19 protein-coding genes and 1 pseudogene are annotated in these 17,567 nt (G+C 70.7%); 12 read left to right on the top strand and 8 right to left on the bottom strand.

What is annotated here, in order from left to right:
• Positions 1 to 26 precede the first annotated feature (26 nt).
• Together ACWD12_RS17920 and ACWD12_RS17915 are read left to right on the top strand one after the other, a co-directional pair.
• Positions 27 to 1,232 (top strand): ABC transporter permease, encoded by a 1,206-nt coding sequence (locus ACWD12_RS17920; protein WP_450100517.1) that lies wholly within the window; start codon positions 27 to 29, stop codon positions 1,230 to 1,232.
• A gap of 607 nt (positions 1,233 to 1,839) precedes the next feature.
• Entirely contained in the window at positions 1,840 to 3,048 is a 1,209-nt protein-coding gene (locus tag ACWD12_RS17915; RefSeq protein ID WP_450100296.1) for a serine hydrolase domain-containing protein, read from the top strand.
• Positions 3,049 to 3,342: 294 nt separating this feature from the next.
• On the opposite strand, the gene ACWD12_RS17910 is transcribed toward ACWD12_RS17915, so the two are convergent.
• Together ACWD12_RS17910 and ACWD12_RS17905 are read right to left on the bottom strand one after the other, a co-directional pair.
• Entirely contained in the window at positions 3,343 to 3,855 is a 513-nt protein-coding gene (locus ACWD12_RS17910) for a zinc-binding dehydrogenase (protein ID WP_450100295.1), read from the bottom strand.
• 45 nt (positions 3,856 to 3,900) lie between these two features.
• On the bottom strand, positions 3,901 to 4,272 hold the full coding sequence (locus tag ACWD12_RS17905) for an alcohol dehydrogenase catalytic domain-containing protein (protein ID WP_450100294.1): 372 nt from the start codon (positions 4,270 to 4,272) through the stop codon (positions 3,901 to 3,903).
• Positions 4,273 to 4,887: 615 nt separating this feature from the next.
• Between ACWD12_RS17905 and ACWD12_RS17900 the strand changes: the two genes are divergently transcribed.
• On the top strand, positions 4,888 to 5,229 hold the full coding sequence (locus tag ACWD12_RS17900; RefSeq protein WP_450100293.1) for a hypothetical protein: 342 nt from the start codon (positions 4,888 to 4,890) through the stop codon (positions 5,227 to 5,229).
• Positions 5,230 to 5,332: 103 nt separating this feature from the next.
• Here the strand turns inward: ACWD12_RS17900 and ACWD12_RS17895 are convergent, their stop codons facing one another.
• From ACWD12_RS17895 to ACWD12_RS17885, 3 genes and pseudogenes are all read right to left on the bottom strand, one after another.
• A complete protein-coding gene (locus ACWD12_RS17895; protein WP_450100292.1) occupies positions 5,333 to 5,695 on the bottom strand; it encodes a DUF1003 domain-containing protein in 363 nt (120 codons plus the stop codon).
• Positions 5,696 to 5,812: 117 nt separating this feature from the next.
• A pseudogene (locus ACWD12_RS17890) lies at positions 5,813 to 6,079 on the bottom strand (GlsB/YeaQ/YmgE family stress response membrane protein); the annotation flags it as partial.
• A gap of 204 nt (positions 6,080 to 6,283) precedes the next feature.
• Positions 6,284 to 6,691 carry an Asp23/Gls24 family envelope stress response protein gene (locus tag ACWD12_RS17885; protein WP_450100516.1) on the bottom strand — a complete coding sequence of 136 codons (408 nt, stop codon included), beginning with the start codon at positions 6,689 to 6,691 and terminating at the stop codon, positions 6,284 to 6,286.
• A 1,175-nt stretch (positions 6,692 to 7,866) separates the two neighbouring features.
• On the opposite strand from ACWD12_RS17885, the gene ACWD12_RS17880 reads away from it, so the two are divergent.
• The 3 genes from ACWD12_RS17880 to ACWD12_RS17870 all read left to right on the top strand — a co-directional run bounded on the left by ACWD12_RS17880 (position 7,867) and on the right by ACWD12_RS17870 (position 9,660).
• Positions 7,867 to 7,995, top strand: a complete 129-nt coding sequence (locus tag ACWD12_RS17880; RefSeq protein WP_450100291.1) for a hypothetical protein — start codon at positions 7,867 to 7,869, stop codon at positions 7,993 to 7,995.
• Positions 7,996 to 8,077: 82 nt separating this feature from the next.
• Positions 8,078 to 8,458, top strand: a complete 381-nt coding sequence (gene mihF / locus ACWD12_RS17875) for an integration host factor, actinobacterial type (protein ID WP_450100290.1) — start codon at positions 8,078 to 8,080, stop codon at positions 8,456 to 8,458.
• A 1,010-nt stretch (positions 8,459 to 9,468) separates the two neighbouring features.
• Positions 9,469 to 9,660 carry a hydrophobic protein gene (locus ACWD12_RS17870; protein ID WP_450100289.1) on the top strand — a complete coding sequence of 64 codons (192 nt, stop codon included), beginning with the start codon at positions 9,469 to 9,471 and terminating at the stop codon, positions 9,658 to 9,660.
• Positions 9,661 to 9,736: 76 nt separating this feature from the next.
• Here the strand turns inward: ACWD12_RS17870 and ACWD12_RS17865 are convergent, their stop codons facing one another.
• Positions 9,737 to 10,366, bottom strand: coding sequence for a GDSL-type esterase/lipase family protein (locus ACWD12_RS17865; RefSeq protein ID WP_450100288.1), 630 nt, complete (start codon positions 10,364 to 10,366; stop codon positions 9,737 to 9,739).
• A gap of 575 nt (positions 10,367 to 10,941) precedes the next feature.
• On the opposite strand from ACWD12_RS17865, the gene ACWD12_RS17860 reads away from it, so the two are divergent.
• The 3 genes from ACWD12_RS17860 (at position 10,942) to ACWD12_RS17850 (ending at position 13,173) form a co-directional block, all read left to right on the top strand.
• Positions 10,942 to 11,091, top strand: coding sequence for a hydrophobic protein (locus tag ACWD12_RS17860; RefSeq protein WP_450100287.1), 150 nt, complete (start codon positions 10,942 to 10,944; stop codon positions 11,089 to 11,091).
• A gap of 415 nt (positions 11,092 to 11,506) precedes the next feature.
• Entirely contained in the window at positions 11,507 to 12,022 is a 516-nt protein-coding gene (locus ACWD12_RS17855) for a flavodoxin domain-containing protein (protein ID WP_450100286.1), read from the top strand.
• Between the two features lie 524 nt (positions 12,023 to 12,546).
• Positions 12,547 to 13,173 (top strand): STAS domain-containing protein, encoded by a 627-nt coding sequence (locus tag ACWD12_RS17850; RefSeq protein ID WP_450100285.1) that lies wholly within the window; start codon positions 12,547 to 12,549, stop codon positions 13,171 to 13,173.
• Between the two features lie 611 nt (positions 13,174 to 13,784).
• Here the strand turns inward: ACWD12_RS17850 and ACWD12_RS17845 are convergent.
• A complete protein-coding gene (locus ACWD12_RS17845) occupies positions 13,785 to 14,051 on the bottom strand; it encodes a hypothetical protein (protein ID WP_450100284.1) in 267 nt (88 codons plus the stop codon).
• 388 nt (positions 14,052 to 14,439) lie between these two features.
• On the opposite strand from ACWD12_RS17845, the gene ACWD12_RS17840 reads away from it, so the two are divergent.
• The 3 genes from ACWD12_RS17840 to ACWD12_RS17830 all read left to right on the top strand — a co-directional run bounded on the left by ACWD12_RS17840 (position 14,440) and on the right by ACWD12_RS17830 (position 16,665).
• On the top strand, positions 14,440 to 14,994 hold the full coding sequence (locus ACWD12_RS17840; RefSeq protein WP_450100283.1) for an STAS domain-containing protein: 555 nt from the start codon (positions 14,440 to 14,442) through the stop codon (positions 14,992 to 14,994).
• A gap of 55 nt (positions 14,995 to 15,049) precedes the next feature.
• Positions 15,050 to 15,829 (top strand): GAF and ANTAR domain-containing protein, encoded by a 780-nt coding sequence (locus ACWD12_RS17835; RefSeq protein WP_450100282.1) that lies wholly within the window; start codon positions 15,050 to 15,052, stop codon positions 15,827 to 15,829.
• 77 nt (positions 15,830 to 15,906) lie between these two features.
• Complete coding sequence (locus ACWD12_RS17830) at positions 15,907 to 16,665, top strand: GAF and ANTAR domain-containing protein (protein WP_450100281.1); 759 nt, start codon at positions 15,907 to 15,909, stop codon at positions 16,663 to 16,665.
• A 65-nt stretch (positions 16,666 to 16,730) separates the two neighbouring features.
• On the opposite strand, the gene ACWD12_RS17825 is transcribed toward ACWD12_RS17830, so the two are convergent.
• Complete coding sequence (locus ACWD12_RS17825) at positions 16,731 to 17,171, bottom strand: ATP-binding protein (protein ID WP_450100280.1); 441 nt, start codon at positions 17,169 to 17,171, stop codon at positions 16,731 to 16,733.
• Positions 17,172 to 17,567: the final 396 nt, after the last annotated feature.

Below are 17,567 nucleotides of genomic sequence, written 5' to 3'. Positions count from 1 at the left end.
CAGGGCCGTCCGAGGCCGGTGTCCGGGTGCGCCGGGCGGCACTTCGCCCGTCCCGCCTCACCCCCCGCGACGTTGTCAGAGTCGGTGCGGTGGGGCTGCGCACCCGGCCACTGCGGGCCTTCCTCTCCGCGCTCGGCATCGCCATCGGGATCGCCGCGATGGTCTCGGTGGTCGGCATCTCGTCGTCGTCGCGCGCCGAACTCGACCGGCGGCTCGCGGAGATGGGTACCAACCTGCTCACCGTCGGCCCGGGCAGCACCGTCACCGGAGCGGACGCGCAACTGCCGCTCGAATCCGAGGCGATGGTGGGCCGCCTGGAGCCGGTCGAGACGGTGTCGGCGGTGGGCCTGGTCGACGACGCGAAGGTCTACCGCAGCGACAAGATCCCCAAGACGCAGACACAGGGGATCAGCGCGTACGCGGCTCGCAGCAACCTGCGCGACGCCCTCGGCGCCGAACCGCGGGCCGGAACGTGGCTCAACGACGCCACCGCCGGCTATCCGGCAGCCGTCCTCGGCGCGAGCGCCGCCGAGCGCCTGGGTATCGGAGCGGTCGGCGCGGACACTCAAGTACTCATCGGAGAAAGGTTGTTCACCGTGATCGGGGTGTTGGAGCCGATCCCGCTGGCACCGGAACTGGACGCTGCCGCCCTCGTGGGCTGGCCCGCCGCGGAGACCGTCCTCGGCTTCGACGGACACGCGACCACCGTCTACACCCGAACTGTCGGGGCACGCGTCGAGCAGGTCCGGGCGGTGCTTGGCGCGACGGCGAACCCCGAGGCGCCGAACGAGGTGGAAGTCTCGCGTCCGTCCGATGCCCTCGCCGCGAAGGAGGCGGCGGGCGACGCGTTCACCGGACTGCTGTTGGGCCTGGGCGCGGTGGCGCTGCTCGTCGGCGGCATCGGGGTGGCGAACACGATGGTGATCTCGGTCCTCGAACGCCGCGCCGAGATCGGTCTGCGGCGCTCACTGGGCGCGACCCGCGGCCAGGTCCGCACCCAGTTCGTCGCCGAGTCACTGCTGTTGTCGGCCCTCGGCGGCATCGGCGGTGCGCTCCTGGGAACCGGGGTGACCGCGGGATACGCGCTCTCCCAGGGCTGGCCGACGTCCCTACCGGCCTGGGCGGTCCTCGGAGGAGCCGGAGCAACGCTCGTCATCGGCTGCGTCGCGGGACTCTACCCGGCCGTCCGCGCGTCGCGCCTGGCTCCGACCGAGGCCCTTGCGGCTCCCTGACACCGACCGCAAAGCCGCCTCACCGCCTGTCCCGGACAGCACGCCGACCCGGGGTCGAGCGGGGAAGCGTTGGCGCCGCGGGGCCCGACCGTGCCTCCGGTCGGGCCCCGCGGCCGCGCTGCCACGGCACCGCGTTTGCGGCGAACCCATCCCGACCGCACAGGTCTTCGGCGACGCGGCCGAGACGCGGCACCGGCGGCGGCACCGGCGGGCCAGTCGGACCCGCTTCCTCGCGTGGAGCGACGACCCCGCAGCCGAACGGCCGGCCGCGTCACCGTATCCGGAGCGCTTCACACAAGGGCGCATCCCGCTTCCACGTCCAGCCGGGAACGTGCCTGGCACCACACCGGTCGGCGACCGCCGCGCCCCACCTGGTGACCTGACTCAAGCGGCTCTTGTGGCGTCGACGGAGCACGGCCTGCGGGTGCCGGGGCCTCCCCCGCCTCCGACGCGCCCTGCCCACCAGGGTCGTCAACGTCGACGCCCCCGGCCGGGGAGGACGCCGTCGACGCCACCCCGGCGGGGTGAATCCCCGACGCACACGCCTCATTGCCGTTGGCAAGCGCGGAGACATCTGCGAAACACGCTCCGGTGTTGCATCGACCGCATGACTCGACACCGCACCCCGACATCCCGGCGAACCGTGCTCCGGCTGCTGGGCGTCGCCGCTCCGGTCGGCGTTCTCGCGACCGCCGTCACCGCGCAGGCCGACGGTGACGGCCGGGCTCCGGCCGACCGGATACCCGAGGACCTGCGTCCCGGCGGCGCCTACGACCGATTCGTCGCGCAACTGGCCGCACAGGACCAGTTCTCCGGGACGGTACTCCTCAGCCACCGTGGAAGGACGGTGCTGTCCCGGGCCTACGGGATGGCCGACAAGGAACGGTCCGTACACAACCGCCCGGACACCATCTTCGCTCTCGCCTCCGCCTCCAAGCCGTTCACCGCCCTGGCCATCCTCCAACTCGCACAGCAAGGCAAAATCGACTTCTACGGGACCCTGGGCACCTACCTGCCCGGGTTTCCGGCCGCCATCGCCGACACCGTCACCGTCCATCACCTGCTCACCCACACCTCCGGCATGGGCGACCTCCTCGACAACCAGGAGTTCCTCGAACAGGTCGGCACCTGGACCAGCGCCGACCAGGTCACCGCAGAGCTGGTACGGATCATCCAGAAGCAGCCACTGCACTTCGCCCCCGGTACCAACAGCCGGTACAGCAACAGCGGTTACGACACCCTCGGCGCGATCGTCGCCGCAGTCTCCGGACAGTCGTTCTACGACTACGTCCGCGAACACATCTTCGCTCCCGCGGGCATGAACCGCAGCGACTTCTACACCAGGCCGCAGTGGCTTGCCGACGGGCGCATCGCCCACCCCTACGCGCTCAACGCGTCGGGCCAGCGGTTCGACGTCCTGCGCGCCGGGGAAGGCGCGTCGCGCATGTTCATCGGCACCGGTGGCGGCAATGCCTTCTCCACCACCTCGGACCTGGTCCGGTTCGCGCACGCACTCCAGAGCGGCGCCCTGCTCAATCCCGCCTACACCGAACTGTTCATGGGGGCCAAGCTGCCCATGCGCCCACGCGGCGCGGCGACGCCCGGCGTACGGAGCTTCATGGCCTATGGCGCAACCGCCCCCATAGTCAACAACCACCGGCTGCTCACACACGGCGGCGGAGCCGCGGGCGAATCGACCAACTGGACCATCTACCGCGACCTGGACTGGTGCGGAGTCATTCTCGCCAACTACGACCAGATCGACCTCACAGCGATCATCGACAAGGAACGAGGCCCCATCTGCGGCACGTCGTAGGCCGCCAGATCCAAAACCGACGGACGTTGTTCACAGACGGGCCTCTCGAATCCGGGAGACCTGCGTGAACGAACCTCACTCGGCAGGCGTGCCGCGGCACCGGTTGGTGGTGCCGCGGCACGTCGAGGAGGTTCGGCGGCAGCGTCCCGGCCGTCTGCCGCCACCACGGGATCCGCGGGTTCCGTATGCCGCCGCCATCGGCCCAGCACGGGCCATGGCGGCGGCGTTGCCGTGCGAGGCGCTCTCGCCGCATCCGCGCCTGATGGGGCCACGGGTCGGCGGGTGCGTACATGGTCAGTTCACGGCGATCACTGTCTTCCCGAGTGCCTGGCGGGACTCGATCGCGGCCTGTGCGGCCGCGGCCTGTTCCAGCGGAAAGGTCCGGCCGATCATCGGCCGGACATGGCCCGCCGCCGCGGCAGCCATGATCTGTTCGGCCCACCCGCGCATCCGCGGGCCGAACGTGAACAGTTGCTCGATCGCCAGCACCCGGACCCCGCGCTCGCGGGCCTCCTGCGGGTCGACGAACGTGGGTTCCCCGCTGGCGACACCGTGGACGGAGAACCGGCCTCCCCGTGCGGTGATCTCGAACGCGGCGCGCCCGATCGCGCCGCCGACCCCATCGAAGACCACGTCAGGACCGCCACCGGTCACCTCGCGCACCTGCTCCGTCCACCCGGCCTGTGCGTAGTCCACTGCGGCCGCGGCACCCAACGCGCGGGCCGCGTCCAACTTCCGGGCGCCGCGCGCCGCGGCGACCACGTGCGCGCCCGCCGCCACCGCAAGTTGCACGAGAATGCTTCCCACCCCGCCGGCCGCCGCTTCCACCAGGACCCAGTCGCCGGGCTTGACCTACGCGCCTTCCAGCAGCCCCGCCGCAGTGCTGCCGTCCGTGTGCAGAGCGAGCGCACCGGACAGGTCCAGCGCATCGGGGACCGTGATCAGCTCACTCGCGTCGGCCGCCACTCGTTCGGCGAACCCGCCGGTGCCCCCGGTGCCGGCCAGCACGCGCCTCCCCACCCAATCCGGCGCCACCCCGACGCCCGTCGCGCTCACTCGCCCGGCGACCATGCCGCCCGGGATGAAAGGCAGTTCGGGTCGTTCGTGCCATTGGTCGGTGCCTGCCCGCATCTGCGTCTCGACGAACGTCACCCCGGCGAACGCAACGTCGACCACAACCTGCCCGGTACCGGGAACCGGATCAGGCGCTTCACCCAGCACCATGACCTCAGGCCCCCCGAACCGTGTCACGAAAACCGCTCGCATAAAGCACCCCGCTCCGTCCCGACCTGGTCCGCCGGAACGCCTTCACCGAGTGGAGCGATCACCAAGCGCGGAACATTCGATCCCGCAGTGTGAGGAACCCGACAGCCGAACCCACGCACCGGGAAGCGGTCCGTCGCGTCGTCATCGCGAGGCCACCCCCATTGCGCTCGGGGCGGCGTCCGGGTCGGTGTTCGGGCCGAGGCTGCGAACCTCGATGCGCGGCTCCCAGATCCACAGGACTCAGCGGCACTCGCCCTCGACGATCTCACGCGTACTCGTGAACTGCTTGGGCTGGGAACCTCATGGCCAAGGTCAACGCCACTGGACGTTGTCTGGGTACGTGTTGTCGGTCATCGGTGCGGTCCTTCCTTGAGGATCAGGTCTTTGTCCTGGCAGGTCCCGCAGGTCCCGCAGGTCAGCCGGTGGCCGTGATCGCGGTCCTGGTGCCGGTGCTGCTTGGTGCGAGGATCGAGGGGGTCGTTCGCTCGGAGGGGCACCGATGAACACGCTTGCCGCTGCTGCTGGTTGCGGGGGCGTCGGCTTCTGCAGGAAGAGCGGGCGGACACGATGACGATGGCGGATCCCGGAGGTGTCGCCGAGCTGGCCGCGTTGATTGCCTTCGTGGCGGAGCGGTTGGACGAGGGGGAGCAGGAGGCGGCGCTGTTCCACGAGCCGACCTGCGCGTCTGCGCCCGTCGCCGGACCGATGGAGTGCGGTTGCCGGTGTCCCGCCCGGCTGTTGGAGCAGGCCCGTCTGGAGCGCGGTGTCCTCCACGGCTGTCTGCGGCGGGTCGGGTACATGGAGTCTGGTGGCACTCCCGACGCGGGCGATGTGGCCTTCGCGTACATGAGCTTGCGTGTGCTCGCGCTCCGTCATCGACGGCACCCCTTGTGGCAGCAGCGATGCGGCCCGTGAGCTTCTCCTGTGAGCGGGCCGATGAACTCGGCTGCCGGAGTGGCTGTTTGCTCTGGATCTGTGCGTGCCGCGCCGTTCTGCCTGGTTCGCGGATGACGCGGGGTCAGGTTCCAGAGCGGGGCCTGGCGTCGATGCGGGCGGTGTCGGCCAGACGGATCTGGCCGAGCAGGATGAGCGGGGCCGCGTAGGCGGCCTGGTGTCCCAGCGTCAGCGCGAGGGCGAGAAGCGGCCCGGGCACCCAGCGGTCTTCGGGCGTCAGGTGGTTCAGGACGGCCCAGACGACGGCGAGGGCGGTCTGGGCGACGATGCAGAGCCAGGAATCGAAGACTGCGGCGGCGCGGCCGGCGAGCCGGGCGCCCGCGGTTCGGGCGCGGTGGCGGCGTCGACCGTTCACCTGGGGGCAGGTGTCTTGTCGGCCGACGAGGTCGAAGTCGCGTTCCGGCGGGTGGTGCGGGGTTGTCGGCATCGGCGTGGTGGTATCGCGATCGGCGGTGGGGCGTCACCTCCGTGCGGTCCGCCGCCCCAAGCCCCTGCCGCGGCTCCTGCCGCCACTGCGGCCACGGCCCCGGCTTCGGCCGGTGCTGCGGCCCGAGCCGCGGTTGGTGATCGCGCGGTACGCCACGAGCAGCAGGATGGATCCGGCGATGGCGCTGACCCAGGTGGAGAGGTTGAAGAAGCCCTGTGTCCCGTTGACGTCGAAGACCCGGACGGCGATGAAGCCGCCGAGCAGGGCGCCGGCGATGCCGATGAGCGCGGTGACGACGAGGCCGCCGGGGTCCTTGCCGGGGACCAGCATTTTGGCGATGACCCCGGCCGCCAGGCCGAGGACGATCCAGGCGATGATGCCCATGACCGGTGCTCCTTGTGAGCGTTGTGTGTCGGCTGCGGGGATCGGCTTTCCGGGCCGGTCACGCAGCGCCGAAGGCCGCGGGGTTGCGGCTGGCGACGGTTGCGCTGTTCGTCGTCCAGGTCTGTTCTGTGCCGGGAGCACCCTCCACGGGCAGATCTGGAGTGCCGTCTCTTGATCGGCTGTGCTGGCCGGGCGGGAGCGGCGTCACCGAACGCGGGGCGTGCGGTTTTCCACCGCGTCGTCGTCGAGCAGATGGACGTCGTGAACGGAGATGTTCACGGCGGCGACTTCCAGGCCGGTCATGCGCTCGACCGCGTCAGTGACGTCGGCACGGGCCTGGGCTGCGACGTCGGCGATGTCGACGCCGTAGTCGACGATCACGGCGAGGTCGATGGCCGTCTGCTTCTCGCCGACTTCGACCTTCACGCCACGGCTGATGTCCGTGGCCGTGCCGGGCACGCGGTCGCGTACCGCGCCGTAGCCGCGGGCGAGTCCGCCGCCCATGGCGTGGATCCCGCGGACTTCGCGGGCCGCCATCCCCGCGATCTTCGCGACCACCGCGTGCGCGATGGCGGTCCTCCCCCGGGCTGCGGGTGCCTCGCGGAGCATCATGTGCGGAGTCGGATGTGCGGCCGGTGTGGCCGGCTCGGCGACCGGGGGTTCGAGCGGCCGGGTCGGGTGATCGGGGCCGCGCCTGGGCTGGATGTGCGCCTGGGGCTGCGGCTTGGGACGGGTCTGGCTGATCGGCTCCGTCATGCGAAGCCACCTCCTCGGGAGGTCTGCGGAAGTGCGCGCGACGGCCGGCGGTGCCCGCCTCGTCCGGCACCGCACATCACGGCGTTGCGGAATCGTCCGGGTAGCGCCGACGTACGTGGGCGGGTCCGGCGTCTCGTGATGTGCGGAGTCGGACGAGGCGGGTCCTCCGGCCGGCTTCGCGAGGCACATGCCTTCCCGACATCCGGGAGCAGCCATCGGAAGCGGTACCGCGGATGCGGACGCTGGATCCCTGCCCGGACCCCGTCGGGAGCCCTGAGGAAGTGTGCGGCAATGAGGGGGAGTCCGCCGACTGCGTACACCACGCGCCTCCTCGGAGCGGACGGTTCGTCTCGCTGCCGGGGGCCAGGGCGGTCATGGACAACGTAGTCCCACGAGGGCGCCGCGAACAGGCCCCGCCCCCGACCGTTACACGCAGTCTGCGCAGCCGGGCCGCGATACGCCGGTCGGCGGCAGCCGTCGGGCAAGGGCTCGTTGCCCCTGTGCGCAAGGGGCGACCGGGGCTAACGTGGGCGAAGCGGCCCCGGCCCCCGGCAGCACGGAACCTCTTCCGCGCCCCCACGGGGCGCCCCTATGCGGGCACCGCTCTCCAGCCCGTCGGCGTCATCCGCACCCGACGACAGGCATCATCGATGTACGCACTAATCCTCGTGCCCGTGTTCCCCTTCCTGCTGCTCGGCACCGTCCTGGGCCTGTCGTGGTGGGAGGACCGCATCCTGCCCCCGGCCGGCCGCCCCGACCCGTTCGCCCCCGTGCTGCGCGCGCCGCAGGCACCTGGGGCGACCGAGGCGCCCCGCACCGCGCCCCGCGCCCTGCCGATCCCCGGAACCGCCCGGGCGCCGTCTGGCATCCGGCGAACCTCCCTACGCCGAAGCCCTGTTGACAGCCATCGCGGCCGGGAGTTGACTGATGGGCACAGTAGGAGAGCCATGACGCCCCGGAATATCCGGGCGACGCGCCACCTGCCTGCTTCGCCGGGACCCCGCGGACATTGACCGTGTGAAGGCCCGGCCATGCTCTTCTGGATCGTCCTTGTTCTGCTCGCCCTGGTGCAGGTTGGGGTCGGACTCACCACCTTCCTGTTCTGGTGGATCGTGGCAGTCGTTCTGATGATCGCCGGGTGCCTCGGCCACCGCCACTGACCCCTACGGCGAACACGACCGCCTCGCCGAACAGCGCGTGCATGCGGGTCCGCAACAGCACCCGAAGATAAGGGGATTCCTCATGGCACTGCCCACGCTCACCCCCGAGGACCGCAGAGCCGCACTGGCGAAGGCGGTGGCCGCCCGCCGGGAACGCGCAGTCCTCCTGGCCGACATCAAGGATGGCTCACTCACCTTGGCCGCGTTGTTCGACCGCGGCGGGCCGGTGGCCGGCAAGACACCGGTGCGCCGGGTGCTCGAGGCGCTGCCCGGCGTAGGGAAGGTCCGCGCCGCACGCGTCCTGGGCCAGATGGACATCCCGGCGAACCGCCGGCTCAAAGGGCTCGGCCCACGCCAGCGCGACCGGCTCCTCGAACTGTTCCCGCCCAGGCCCCGGACTGTGGCCGGGCGCAAGGAGATGCAAGTACTCCGTAGCGCGGCGTCCGCGATTCGCGCGCACTGATGCCCTCCTACCGCGGACGCAACGGCCCGGCCAACACCCGGCATCGCGCCGAAACGGTCGGCCTGGTGTTCCGCGTCCGACGACGAGGCGCCGACCTGCGGCGTGCCTTGGGAGCCTGGCCGACGGTGCGCACCATCACCCGTGGAGCGCTACACACCACCCGCGCCCGCAGGCCGGACGGTCCAAGGGTCGCCATGGTTCGGCCCCGCGGGAAGCCACGCCCGCGAGCGGCCCTGACCCATTGAAGCCGCGACCGAGAGCGTTCGGCGACGTGGTCTCTGCGCGGTGCAGCCAACTGAGGGACGGGGCAACCCGCCCTGGAGGATCGGGCCTCCTGACGCCCCGGCGCCCGGCATCGGAACCTTCGCAGCCCGACCCATCGAACCGCCGTAAACCTCATCGAATCGGCTCGAACTCGCCGACGTCGCAAGGTTGTTCACAGATGTTGCCGCGGGGCGTCGGCTGAGAGTTACGGCAACGGGGTTGACAGCGCAGCTGTGACCGGGCAGCGCTCTCGATGTCGCTTCGCCGACCCCGCACGGACCGTGCTTGACCGCGTGGAGGCCCGGTCGTGCCGGTCTGGATCGCGCTTCCGGTGCTGGCCCTGGTGCTGTTCGGGGTCGGCTTCTTCACCATGCCGATCAGGTGGATCATCGCGGCCGCCGTGCCTGGGCGTGGATCGCCGCCCGCGCGGTCAAGCGCGAATACCGCAAGCGATGTCCAAGCGCACCGAACAGTTCGTCGACCTGCTCGGCGTCGTCGGTGGGGTGAGCCGGGGCGGCGCGTCACCAAGGGGTGGGAGGGGCCTGGCGATCTGCCCGGGCGGCATGTCGCCGTGGCCCCCTCGGCCTCGTGAACTCCGGTGATTCTGTAGGTGGTTGACAGGAGCGACGGTAGGGCGTTGACTCGGAGCCAACGGTATACGTCGGTAATGCTCCGGAGATTCCGGAACGCGTGCCTCATACCGTTTCGCCGGGACCCCGCGGATGTGACCGTGTGGAGGTCCGGCTGTGTTGATCCTTGTTCTGATCGTCGTGGTGGCTGTCGTGTTGTTCCTGTTCGGCTTCATCGCGCCCTTGCTGTGGGTCGTCGCGATCGGGCTCCTGATCGCGTGGATCCTCGGCACCTTCCGCCGTGCCCGCTACGGCCGTGACCACTACGACGACGACTATCACCACCACGGCCGACGCCGCAGGTTCTGACCGGCTGGGCGGCGGCCTTGACACCGACAACGGTCCACCTGCGCACGCGTCAGGGAGATAAGACCCGAAGCCCCTGTCAGTCGATGGGCGCCTTGGCGGACCTCGGGATGTCGGGGACCAGGAGGAACGGCCGCGGGTATCGGGCGCCGATGCCGAAGTCGCCCGCGAGTGCGTCGGCGAAGGCGGCGGCGATGCGCAGTTCCCCGGCCAGGTTCGGGTGCGTGCCGTCCCAGGTGTGGTCCGCGGCGACGAACACCCTGTCGGTGGCCGCGACGACGATCGGCGACTGCTCGGTGCCGAGTTCCGCGGCGACGGCGCCGATCCGGTCGTCGCAGGCGGCCACTCGTGCGGCGAACACCGGATCCTGCGCGGCCTTGTGGGTGGGCAGCATGCGGCCGAGAACGATGCGGATGCCCGCATCGGCGCGGCGGGCGCCTTCGAGGAACATGCGCAGGCTCACCTCGAACCGGGACGGCGCCACGTGGTGCCAGAACAGGTCGTTGATGCCGAGAAGGACAAGCAGGTACTTGGGCGTGTGGATGGTGCCCCTGGCTTCGATCTCGTGTGTCTCGTCGGAGAGAGGCCGACCCCACTGTGCGTCGTGGTCGGTGCCGAAGTGCGGGTCGGCGTACGTGTGGTCCTCCCCGCCCCCGGCGATACGCGCGTTCTCGAGGGTGCCCTTCGGCCCGACGAGGTCCAGGCCCACGCGGTGCGCACGCAGGTGCGTCCAGAGCCGCTAGCGCCACGTCCAGTCGCCGCTGCTTCCCTGGCTGATCGAATCGCCGACGACCATCATCGACACCTCGGGCCCGGTCGGACTGTTCGACACCGCATCCTCCTGCCGGGTCCCGGGCACGTCCGGGCGTGGCGGTCCGCCCGTCGGACCCTCCCGTGTCCTCTCCCCACGCCTGCACGGCATGCGTGGCAGGTTGGCGGAGTTCGCCGATCCATGGTGCCGCTGTGAACGCCAAGCACGCCGCCCAAGCAGAAGCAGCCCCGCGCCTTCGCCGAAGCACCGTGCACGCCGACGCCCTCCGGGCCTGGACAGTCGGCGCCCGCAACTCCGGCTCCGGGCGGTCCCGTTGATGTCCGACACCACCCGGACCGTCCAGTTCCAGGATGAAGAACTCCGCAGTGTCGAAGGCCTATTGACAGCGGCAGCCACCGGGCGTTGACTGAAAAGCACGGCAGGAGGGCTATGACGCCCCGGGATTTCCGGGTAGCGCACCCCGCGCCGTTTCGCCGGGACCCCGCGGATCGTGACCGTGTGGAGGACCGCCCATGCTGATCTGGATTGTTCTTCTTGTGCTGGCCCTGGTGTTGTTCGGGGTCGGCTTGTTCACCATGCCGATTGTTTGGATCGCTGCGGCTGTCCTGCTGGCCATCGCCGTGTTCGGCGGCGGCCGCAGCCGCCGCTCCAGTCGTCGTTGACACTCCCGCGTCGACGCACCCCAGCCCGAAGCGGGCCCACATGCGCAGATCGATCGACAGGAGAGGGACGCCATCAGCATCGTCGACAGGCTCAGGGGTCAGGCATACGTGCTCGCAGGACGCTCGAAGGGCTACGGCCGCGCCGTCGGCAACCGGCGCAGCAGGGCCGAAGGCCAAGCGGACGGAACCTCCAGGAGTCGGGGGCGGACCGTCGCACGGGCGATGAGCGCGTTCCGGGGCGCCTTCAGGCGCTGACCGGAGCCCTGTGTCCGGCGTCCACCCCCCGGGACGCCGGACACTCGGGTTTCCAGGGAAGGCCCGGTCGGCAACGCGGACGGCGGTCCTGGCCGGCGGAAGCGGTATCAGCGGCCGGACGAAGACGCTGGGACGCAATGCCCATCCGGAGGTGGCTTGCGTGCTCGTCCTCATCACCTACGCCACACGCCACGGCTCGACCCGGTCGATCGCGGAACGCATCGGAGAACGGCTGACCGAACACGGCAACGACGTCGAGGTCGTGGAGGCCCGCGAGATCCAGCGGCTGTGGCAGTACCACGCGGTCGTCGCCGGCAGCGCGATCCACGACGGCGACTGGCTCCCCGAGGGCGCCGAATTCCTGCACCGGCACACCGCGGAGCTCGCCGACCGGCCGCTGTGGCTGTTCAACGTCGGAATGGCGCCTGTGGGGCGCCGCCGGCTCAGTCGCTGGTTCGCGACGCACACACAGTCACCGCACGCGGTGGCGGTCGAACGCGCCTTCCTGAACCCGCACGACGTCCACTACTTCGCCGGCGTCCTGGAGTGGGGCCATATGCCGCGGCGCAAGCGGTCGTTCGGGTGGGCCTTCGGCGGCAGGGTCGGCGACTTCCGCGATTGGGCGGAGATCGACGCGTGGGCTCTGGGCATCAGCGAGAAGCTCGCTGTGGAGTGACACCGCCCCGGTCGACAGCGTCGCTCCCGTCGACAACCCGGACCATGCCCTGATGGCGACCACCATCACCACACAGGCCGTCGGGTCACTTGGCACCAGCCAAACCTCGGGTCCGGTCGGGCCGTTCGGCACCGTGTCTCTCCGTCGTACCGTGGACACACTCGGCGCGTGGGCTGTCCATCCGCCTGACCTCTCCCGTGGCTCCACCCCGTGTCGGCACGCATGCGCGGCAGGTTGACGGAGTTCGCGGATCCCCACGGCCGCATTGAGGACTATGCTGCGGAACGGACGTCCCAGACCCCGACGGCACACTGGCACCGACCACGGATGCCTTCAGGGAGCGGATGATTCGTCCGGCCCCCGAGCGCGTTCCCGAGGGGAATCGACCGCGTCCCGGCCCCGGATCTCCGGCTACCGGACCGGCTTTTCGCCTGCCGACCGCACCACACCACCGGGAACCGTCAATGCGGAGCCGGGAAACCGACTCCAGGGCGACCCCGGTCGGCTCTCGGAATCGAGGCGTCATGCCCAAAAGCCGGCCCGTCCCCGTCCCCGTCCACCTGACCGTCTACCGGTGCGACACCAACACCGGGGCCCTGCTCACCGTCCAGGGCGAGATCGACCTCGACACCGAGCCGCAGTTGCGCGGCTCGATGACACGCTGCCTGCACGACGGCCACCGCACCATCGACGTCGACCTGTCGGGTGTGACCTTCTGCGACAGTAGCGGCCTGCACGCCTTCCTCGACATCTCCCGCGACGCCGCCAAGGCCGGCGGCCACCTGCGGCTGCACCACCCGAACCCGATCGTGGCCCGGCTCCTCACCCTCACCGGAACCGGAACCCTCCTCCTCGGCCTCCCCGTTCGTTCATCTCCCCCGCAACCCACCATCACCGCCACGGAACCGCTCGCCGGCTCCACCGAGACAGGACAGGTCATCCTCTTCGCCAAACCCGCTGCCTATGCGGCCGACGCAACCGCAGGCCCGCAGGCGGCGAACCGCACGCGCACCGGCCAGGTCCTCGCCTGGCTGAGCGGCGACCGACTGCGCGAAGCCCTGCTCGGCAACCCCCGTGCGTCACTCGGGGCCGCGCTGGTAAGCCAGGCCCAGCGCGCCACCCACGAAGTCACCCAGGCGTGGCGCGGGTAGGCATGGCACGGCGCCGGACCGGCGGTACGCAACGCCGGTGTGCGGCAGGTACATCCCGCCGGAGCAGGTGCCGTCCGTAAACGTCGTCGGCCGGTTGGTGCGGATCCGCGTCCTCGTGGCGCAACTGTGGGTGTGCACCGCGGCCCGACCCATGGTCCGCATCTCCTGCGTCGTGAGCACGGCGGTGTCGTCGGTGAGCTCGTTGTCGATCGGTTGTGTGTCGCCTTGTCGGGCGGGAAGGGGGGATGCGGGCATGATGGTTCAGGCTCCTTCGCCTTCGCGGAAGCCTCGATGCGGACGCAGCGCCGAAATGCCGCCCCATTGGGTCGGGGGCTGCATGTACCGGCACCAGGCGTGGGCCGCGCGGTGTCCGGTGCCTTCAGGCACTGCGCGCCCAGGGGCACAAAGCCTGTGCCGCAGCGGGCGGTTGGGTGCTGCCAGGGGGCGGGCCCGTGCCGGATTCGTCCACTGACCCGATTACCACCCCACCCGCGCGTGAAACATGCCGTTGGCTCTCGTCGACGCATCGGAGAGCCGGATCGACCGAACAGCGAGGCGCAGGTGCGGCCTCCGCTGCGCCCAACCCTTGGCAAGGACGGTCCGGCGGCGTTTCAGGACGGTCCTGTGGCGGTTTGGGCGCGGGCGCTCCAGCCGTCTTCCAGTTCGGCGCCGTCCACCGTGATGGCCTCGACCACCCCGGTGTCGGTGGCGATTTCGGCTTGGACGCCGTCGCCGATGTACCGGGGGTAGCCGGACGCTCCTTGCTCGCCGGTAGGCCGGACGATCGCCGGCCGTACCGCGGGGCCGCGGGAGTCCGCCGCCGGCATGTCCTGCTCGTTGAACGGAAAGATCAGAACCTCGAAGCGCTCGATGGTCACCCGTCTGCCCGATTCACCGTGTTCTGCGCACAGGCAGTGGCCGCCCCCCCCCTGCCACGTCGAGCCGCATCGGGCGCGGATCAGCCCGGCTCCGTCCCCGGGTATGGCTGTGCTTGTTCCCGTTGTGGCGTGTGATGACTATGCTGGTTGACAGACGTCCCAGACCTAGGCGGCTACTGGCAACCAACCATGGATGCTTGCCGGGGCGGACTCTTGCTCGTACCCGGCGCATCTCCGATGAGGGGAATCGCCCGGGTCTCAGGCCTCGGACCACCGGCTGCCGGACCGGCTTTTCGCCTGCCGAACGCACGCCACCACCGGGACGATCGACGCACAGCGGCACGTCCGCCCGCGTGACCCTCCCGGCCGACCGCCGGAACGAGGCGTCATGCCCAGCCACCAGCCCGTCCACGTCCCAGACTGCGATCCCCTTTACCTGGGCATCCACAGGTGCGACACCGGCATGGGGGCGCTGTTCGTCATTCAGGGTGAGATCGACCCCGACACCGCCCCGCAGTTGCGCGGCGCGCTGCAGCGCTGCCTGCGCGACGGTCACCGTCACATCGACGTCGACCTGTCACGCGTCACCTTCTGCGACAGCTTCGGCCTGCACGTCTTCCTCGACGTTTCCCGCGGCGCTGCCGAGGTGGGCGGCCATCTGCGGCTGCACCGGCCGAACCCGATCGTGGCCCGGCTCCTCACCCTGACGGGAACCGGCGCTCTCCTGCTCGGTCTTCCCGCCCGTCCGCCGCCCGTACCGGTCAGCGTCACCGCCGCGCCGAGGCAGGCCGCGCATTTCCCGACCAACGCCCCCTCCGACGGCCCCACAAACGGATGTGGCAATCCGACGGCGAACCGCGTACCCGTCGGCCGGGCTGGGTCGGCCGCTGCAGCACTCTTCCCGGCGAGGTGGGGGCAATGGGGTTCCGGCCGTCGGGGCTGATCGCCGCACACGCGCGGTGTGCGGTGCAGACGTCGACGCGTGACAGGAGCTGCCCGTGAACGCCACCGGTCGGACGGTGCGGATCCGGGTCCTGGTCGCCGAGCACGCCGCCCGGCGCGGAGCCCGGGTCGGGGTGCTGGATGTGTGCACCGCGGCTGTCGCCGTGCTGCCGGTGCAAGGTGCCGGGGTGTCGGCGATGTCGCCGACCACGGCCAGTCATCCGCTGTGCAGCACCGACGGTGTCAGCGAACTGCTGGAGGAACTGCAACTGACCCTCGGCGAAGGGCCGTGTGTCGACGCGCACGCGCACGGCACGGCCGTCCTGACTTCCGACCTGTCGGCCGATGACGCCCAGGTGCGTTGGCCGTTGTTCGCGCCGGCCGCGGAACAGGCGGGTGCGGGTGCGGTCTTCGCGTTCCCGCTGCGGATCGGCGCCATCAGTCCCGGCGTCCTTGACCTCTACTCCCGCACGCCATGCCATCTGGACGCCGATCAGCTTGCCGACGCCAGGGTCTTCGCCGACACCGCGACCCTGGTCCTCCTCCAGACCCCCGTCACCGGGCACGAGGCGCCATCCGACCGACCCGACCCTTCCCTGGAGGGTCTGGACGGCTACCGGGCCGAGATCGACCAGGCCACCGGCATGCTCACCGAACAACTCCGGGTTGGGATCGACGAGGCGTTCATCCGGTTGCGCGCGCATGCCTACGCTCACGAGCGCCGCCTCGCCGATGTCGCACGCGATGTGGTCGCCCGCACCCTGCGGTTCACCCCGGATAGTCCGGCGCGGCCACCGTCGCCGCCCGGGGAGGAAGGCGGTGACCACCATCGATGATCCGGCCAAGTCCCCTGCCCTGTAACGAAATTCCTTGTCTCCCATGATGGGAGTAGCGTTGACCGAGGGTGCCTGTGATGGATGAACGACTTCTTGCCCAGACCTTCGTCGAATTGGCCGACAACCTGGTCGCCGACTTCGACCTCATCGACTTCCTCCGGCTGCTGACCGACCGCTGTGTCGGCATGCTCGGCGTCAGCGCGGCCGGTGTGCTCCTGGCCGACCCGCAAGGCAGCCTGCGGGTGATGGCCGCGTCCGACGAACAGGTGCGTCTGCTCGAACTGTTCCAACTGCAGAACGATGAGGGCCCGTGCCTGGAGTGCTACCGCACCGGCACACCGGTCACCGTTCCCGACCTCGCCGCCGAGGCGGAACGGTGGCCACGGTTCGTCCCGGTCGCCCGGCAGTGCGGCTTCTCCGCCGTGCAGACCGTCCCGATGCGGTTGCGCGACGACGTGGTGGGCGCACTGAACCTCTTCCGCGCCGAGCCCGGCCCGTTCGACGCGGTCGACACGCCGATCGCGCAGGCCCTCGCCGACGTCGCCACCATCAGCCTGCTGCAGCAACGCTCCACCGACCGCAGCGACGCCCTCAACGAGCAGTTGCAGCACGCGCTGAACAGCCGGGTCCTGATCGAGCAGGCCAAAGGCAAACTCGCCGAACGCCGCAACATCGACATGGAGCAGGCGTTCACCGCGCTGCGCGGCTACGCCCGCTCCCACAACCGTCGCCTCTCCGACCTCGCCCGGGCGTTCGTCGACGGCACCGAAACCCTCGCCGACCTCGAACGCGACGGCGCCGGGGCCGCGCCGGGGTCCGGCTCGGACGCCGGCTGACCGACAAGGCAGCCGGGCTGCCGGCGACGAGCCGAAACGCCGCAGGGCCCGTGGGTCCCCAGGGTTCACGCTTCTTCACGCGTCGTGCCGACGTGTGGGACGTGCGGCCTGCGGGGGATGGTGGCGGTGATCACCTTTCCGTCCGGGAGGGCGTGTATGTCCAGTGTGCGGCTGAGACGGCGTACCACCAGGAGTCCAAAGCCGCCGGGAGGCCGTTCGTCGGGGACGGCGGCAAGCCACTGCGGACCGCCGTCCCGCACGGCGACGGTCACCGCGTCCCGGTCGACCGACAGGCTCAGGCGGTACGGGCCGGGGGCGTGGCGGCAGGCGTTGGAGACGAGTTCGACGACCACCATCACGACATCGCGCACCGTCTCCGCCGCGGGCGCAGGTGCCGCTGCCGCCTGGTGCAGGAATGCCTGCGCGGTCTCACGAGCACGTCGCACCGCTCCCGGGGTGCTGTCCAGGTCGAGAACGAGAGCCTGCGGGCCTGAAGTCGTCGTCATCATCCGGCCCCTTGCTGCTGTTACCACGCGGCCCCGTCCGCCGTTGCGGTCGCCGTGCGGCGGCGAACCTGTTTGGCGGCAACCCGCACCACCCTGCCAGGAACCGCCGTTCGCGGCGTGGGTCCCGGGTACGCGGCTACCCGCATACCCGCTGCCTAACAAGCCGTCCTGCGGCGGCGCGGAAGCCAACGTCGCTCAGGCGCCTTCGGCGCTCGGCCGTCCGGGAACCACCGGCCGCCCTTGGCGCTGCCGAGGCCACACCACCCGGTCGCCGCCGACGTCGCCGCGACGAAGGCGTCGACCGTCCGACTCTCCCCGAGGCCGCGTCTAGTGCTGTGACCGGAAAGGTTCACCGGTTCTCGCCGCCCAGCACGGCGCCTCGCGGCGTTGCGGACC

This window comes from Streptodolium elevatio (genome assembly GCF_053592165.1).
The sequence above is the reverse complement of the archived record's forward strand: the minus strand, read 5'-3'. Positions and strand labels throughout refer to the sequence as shown.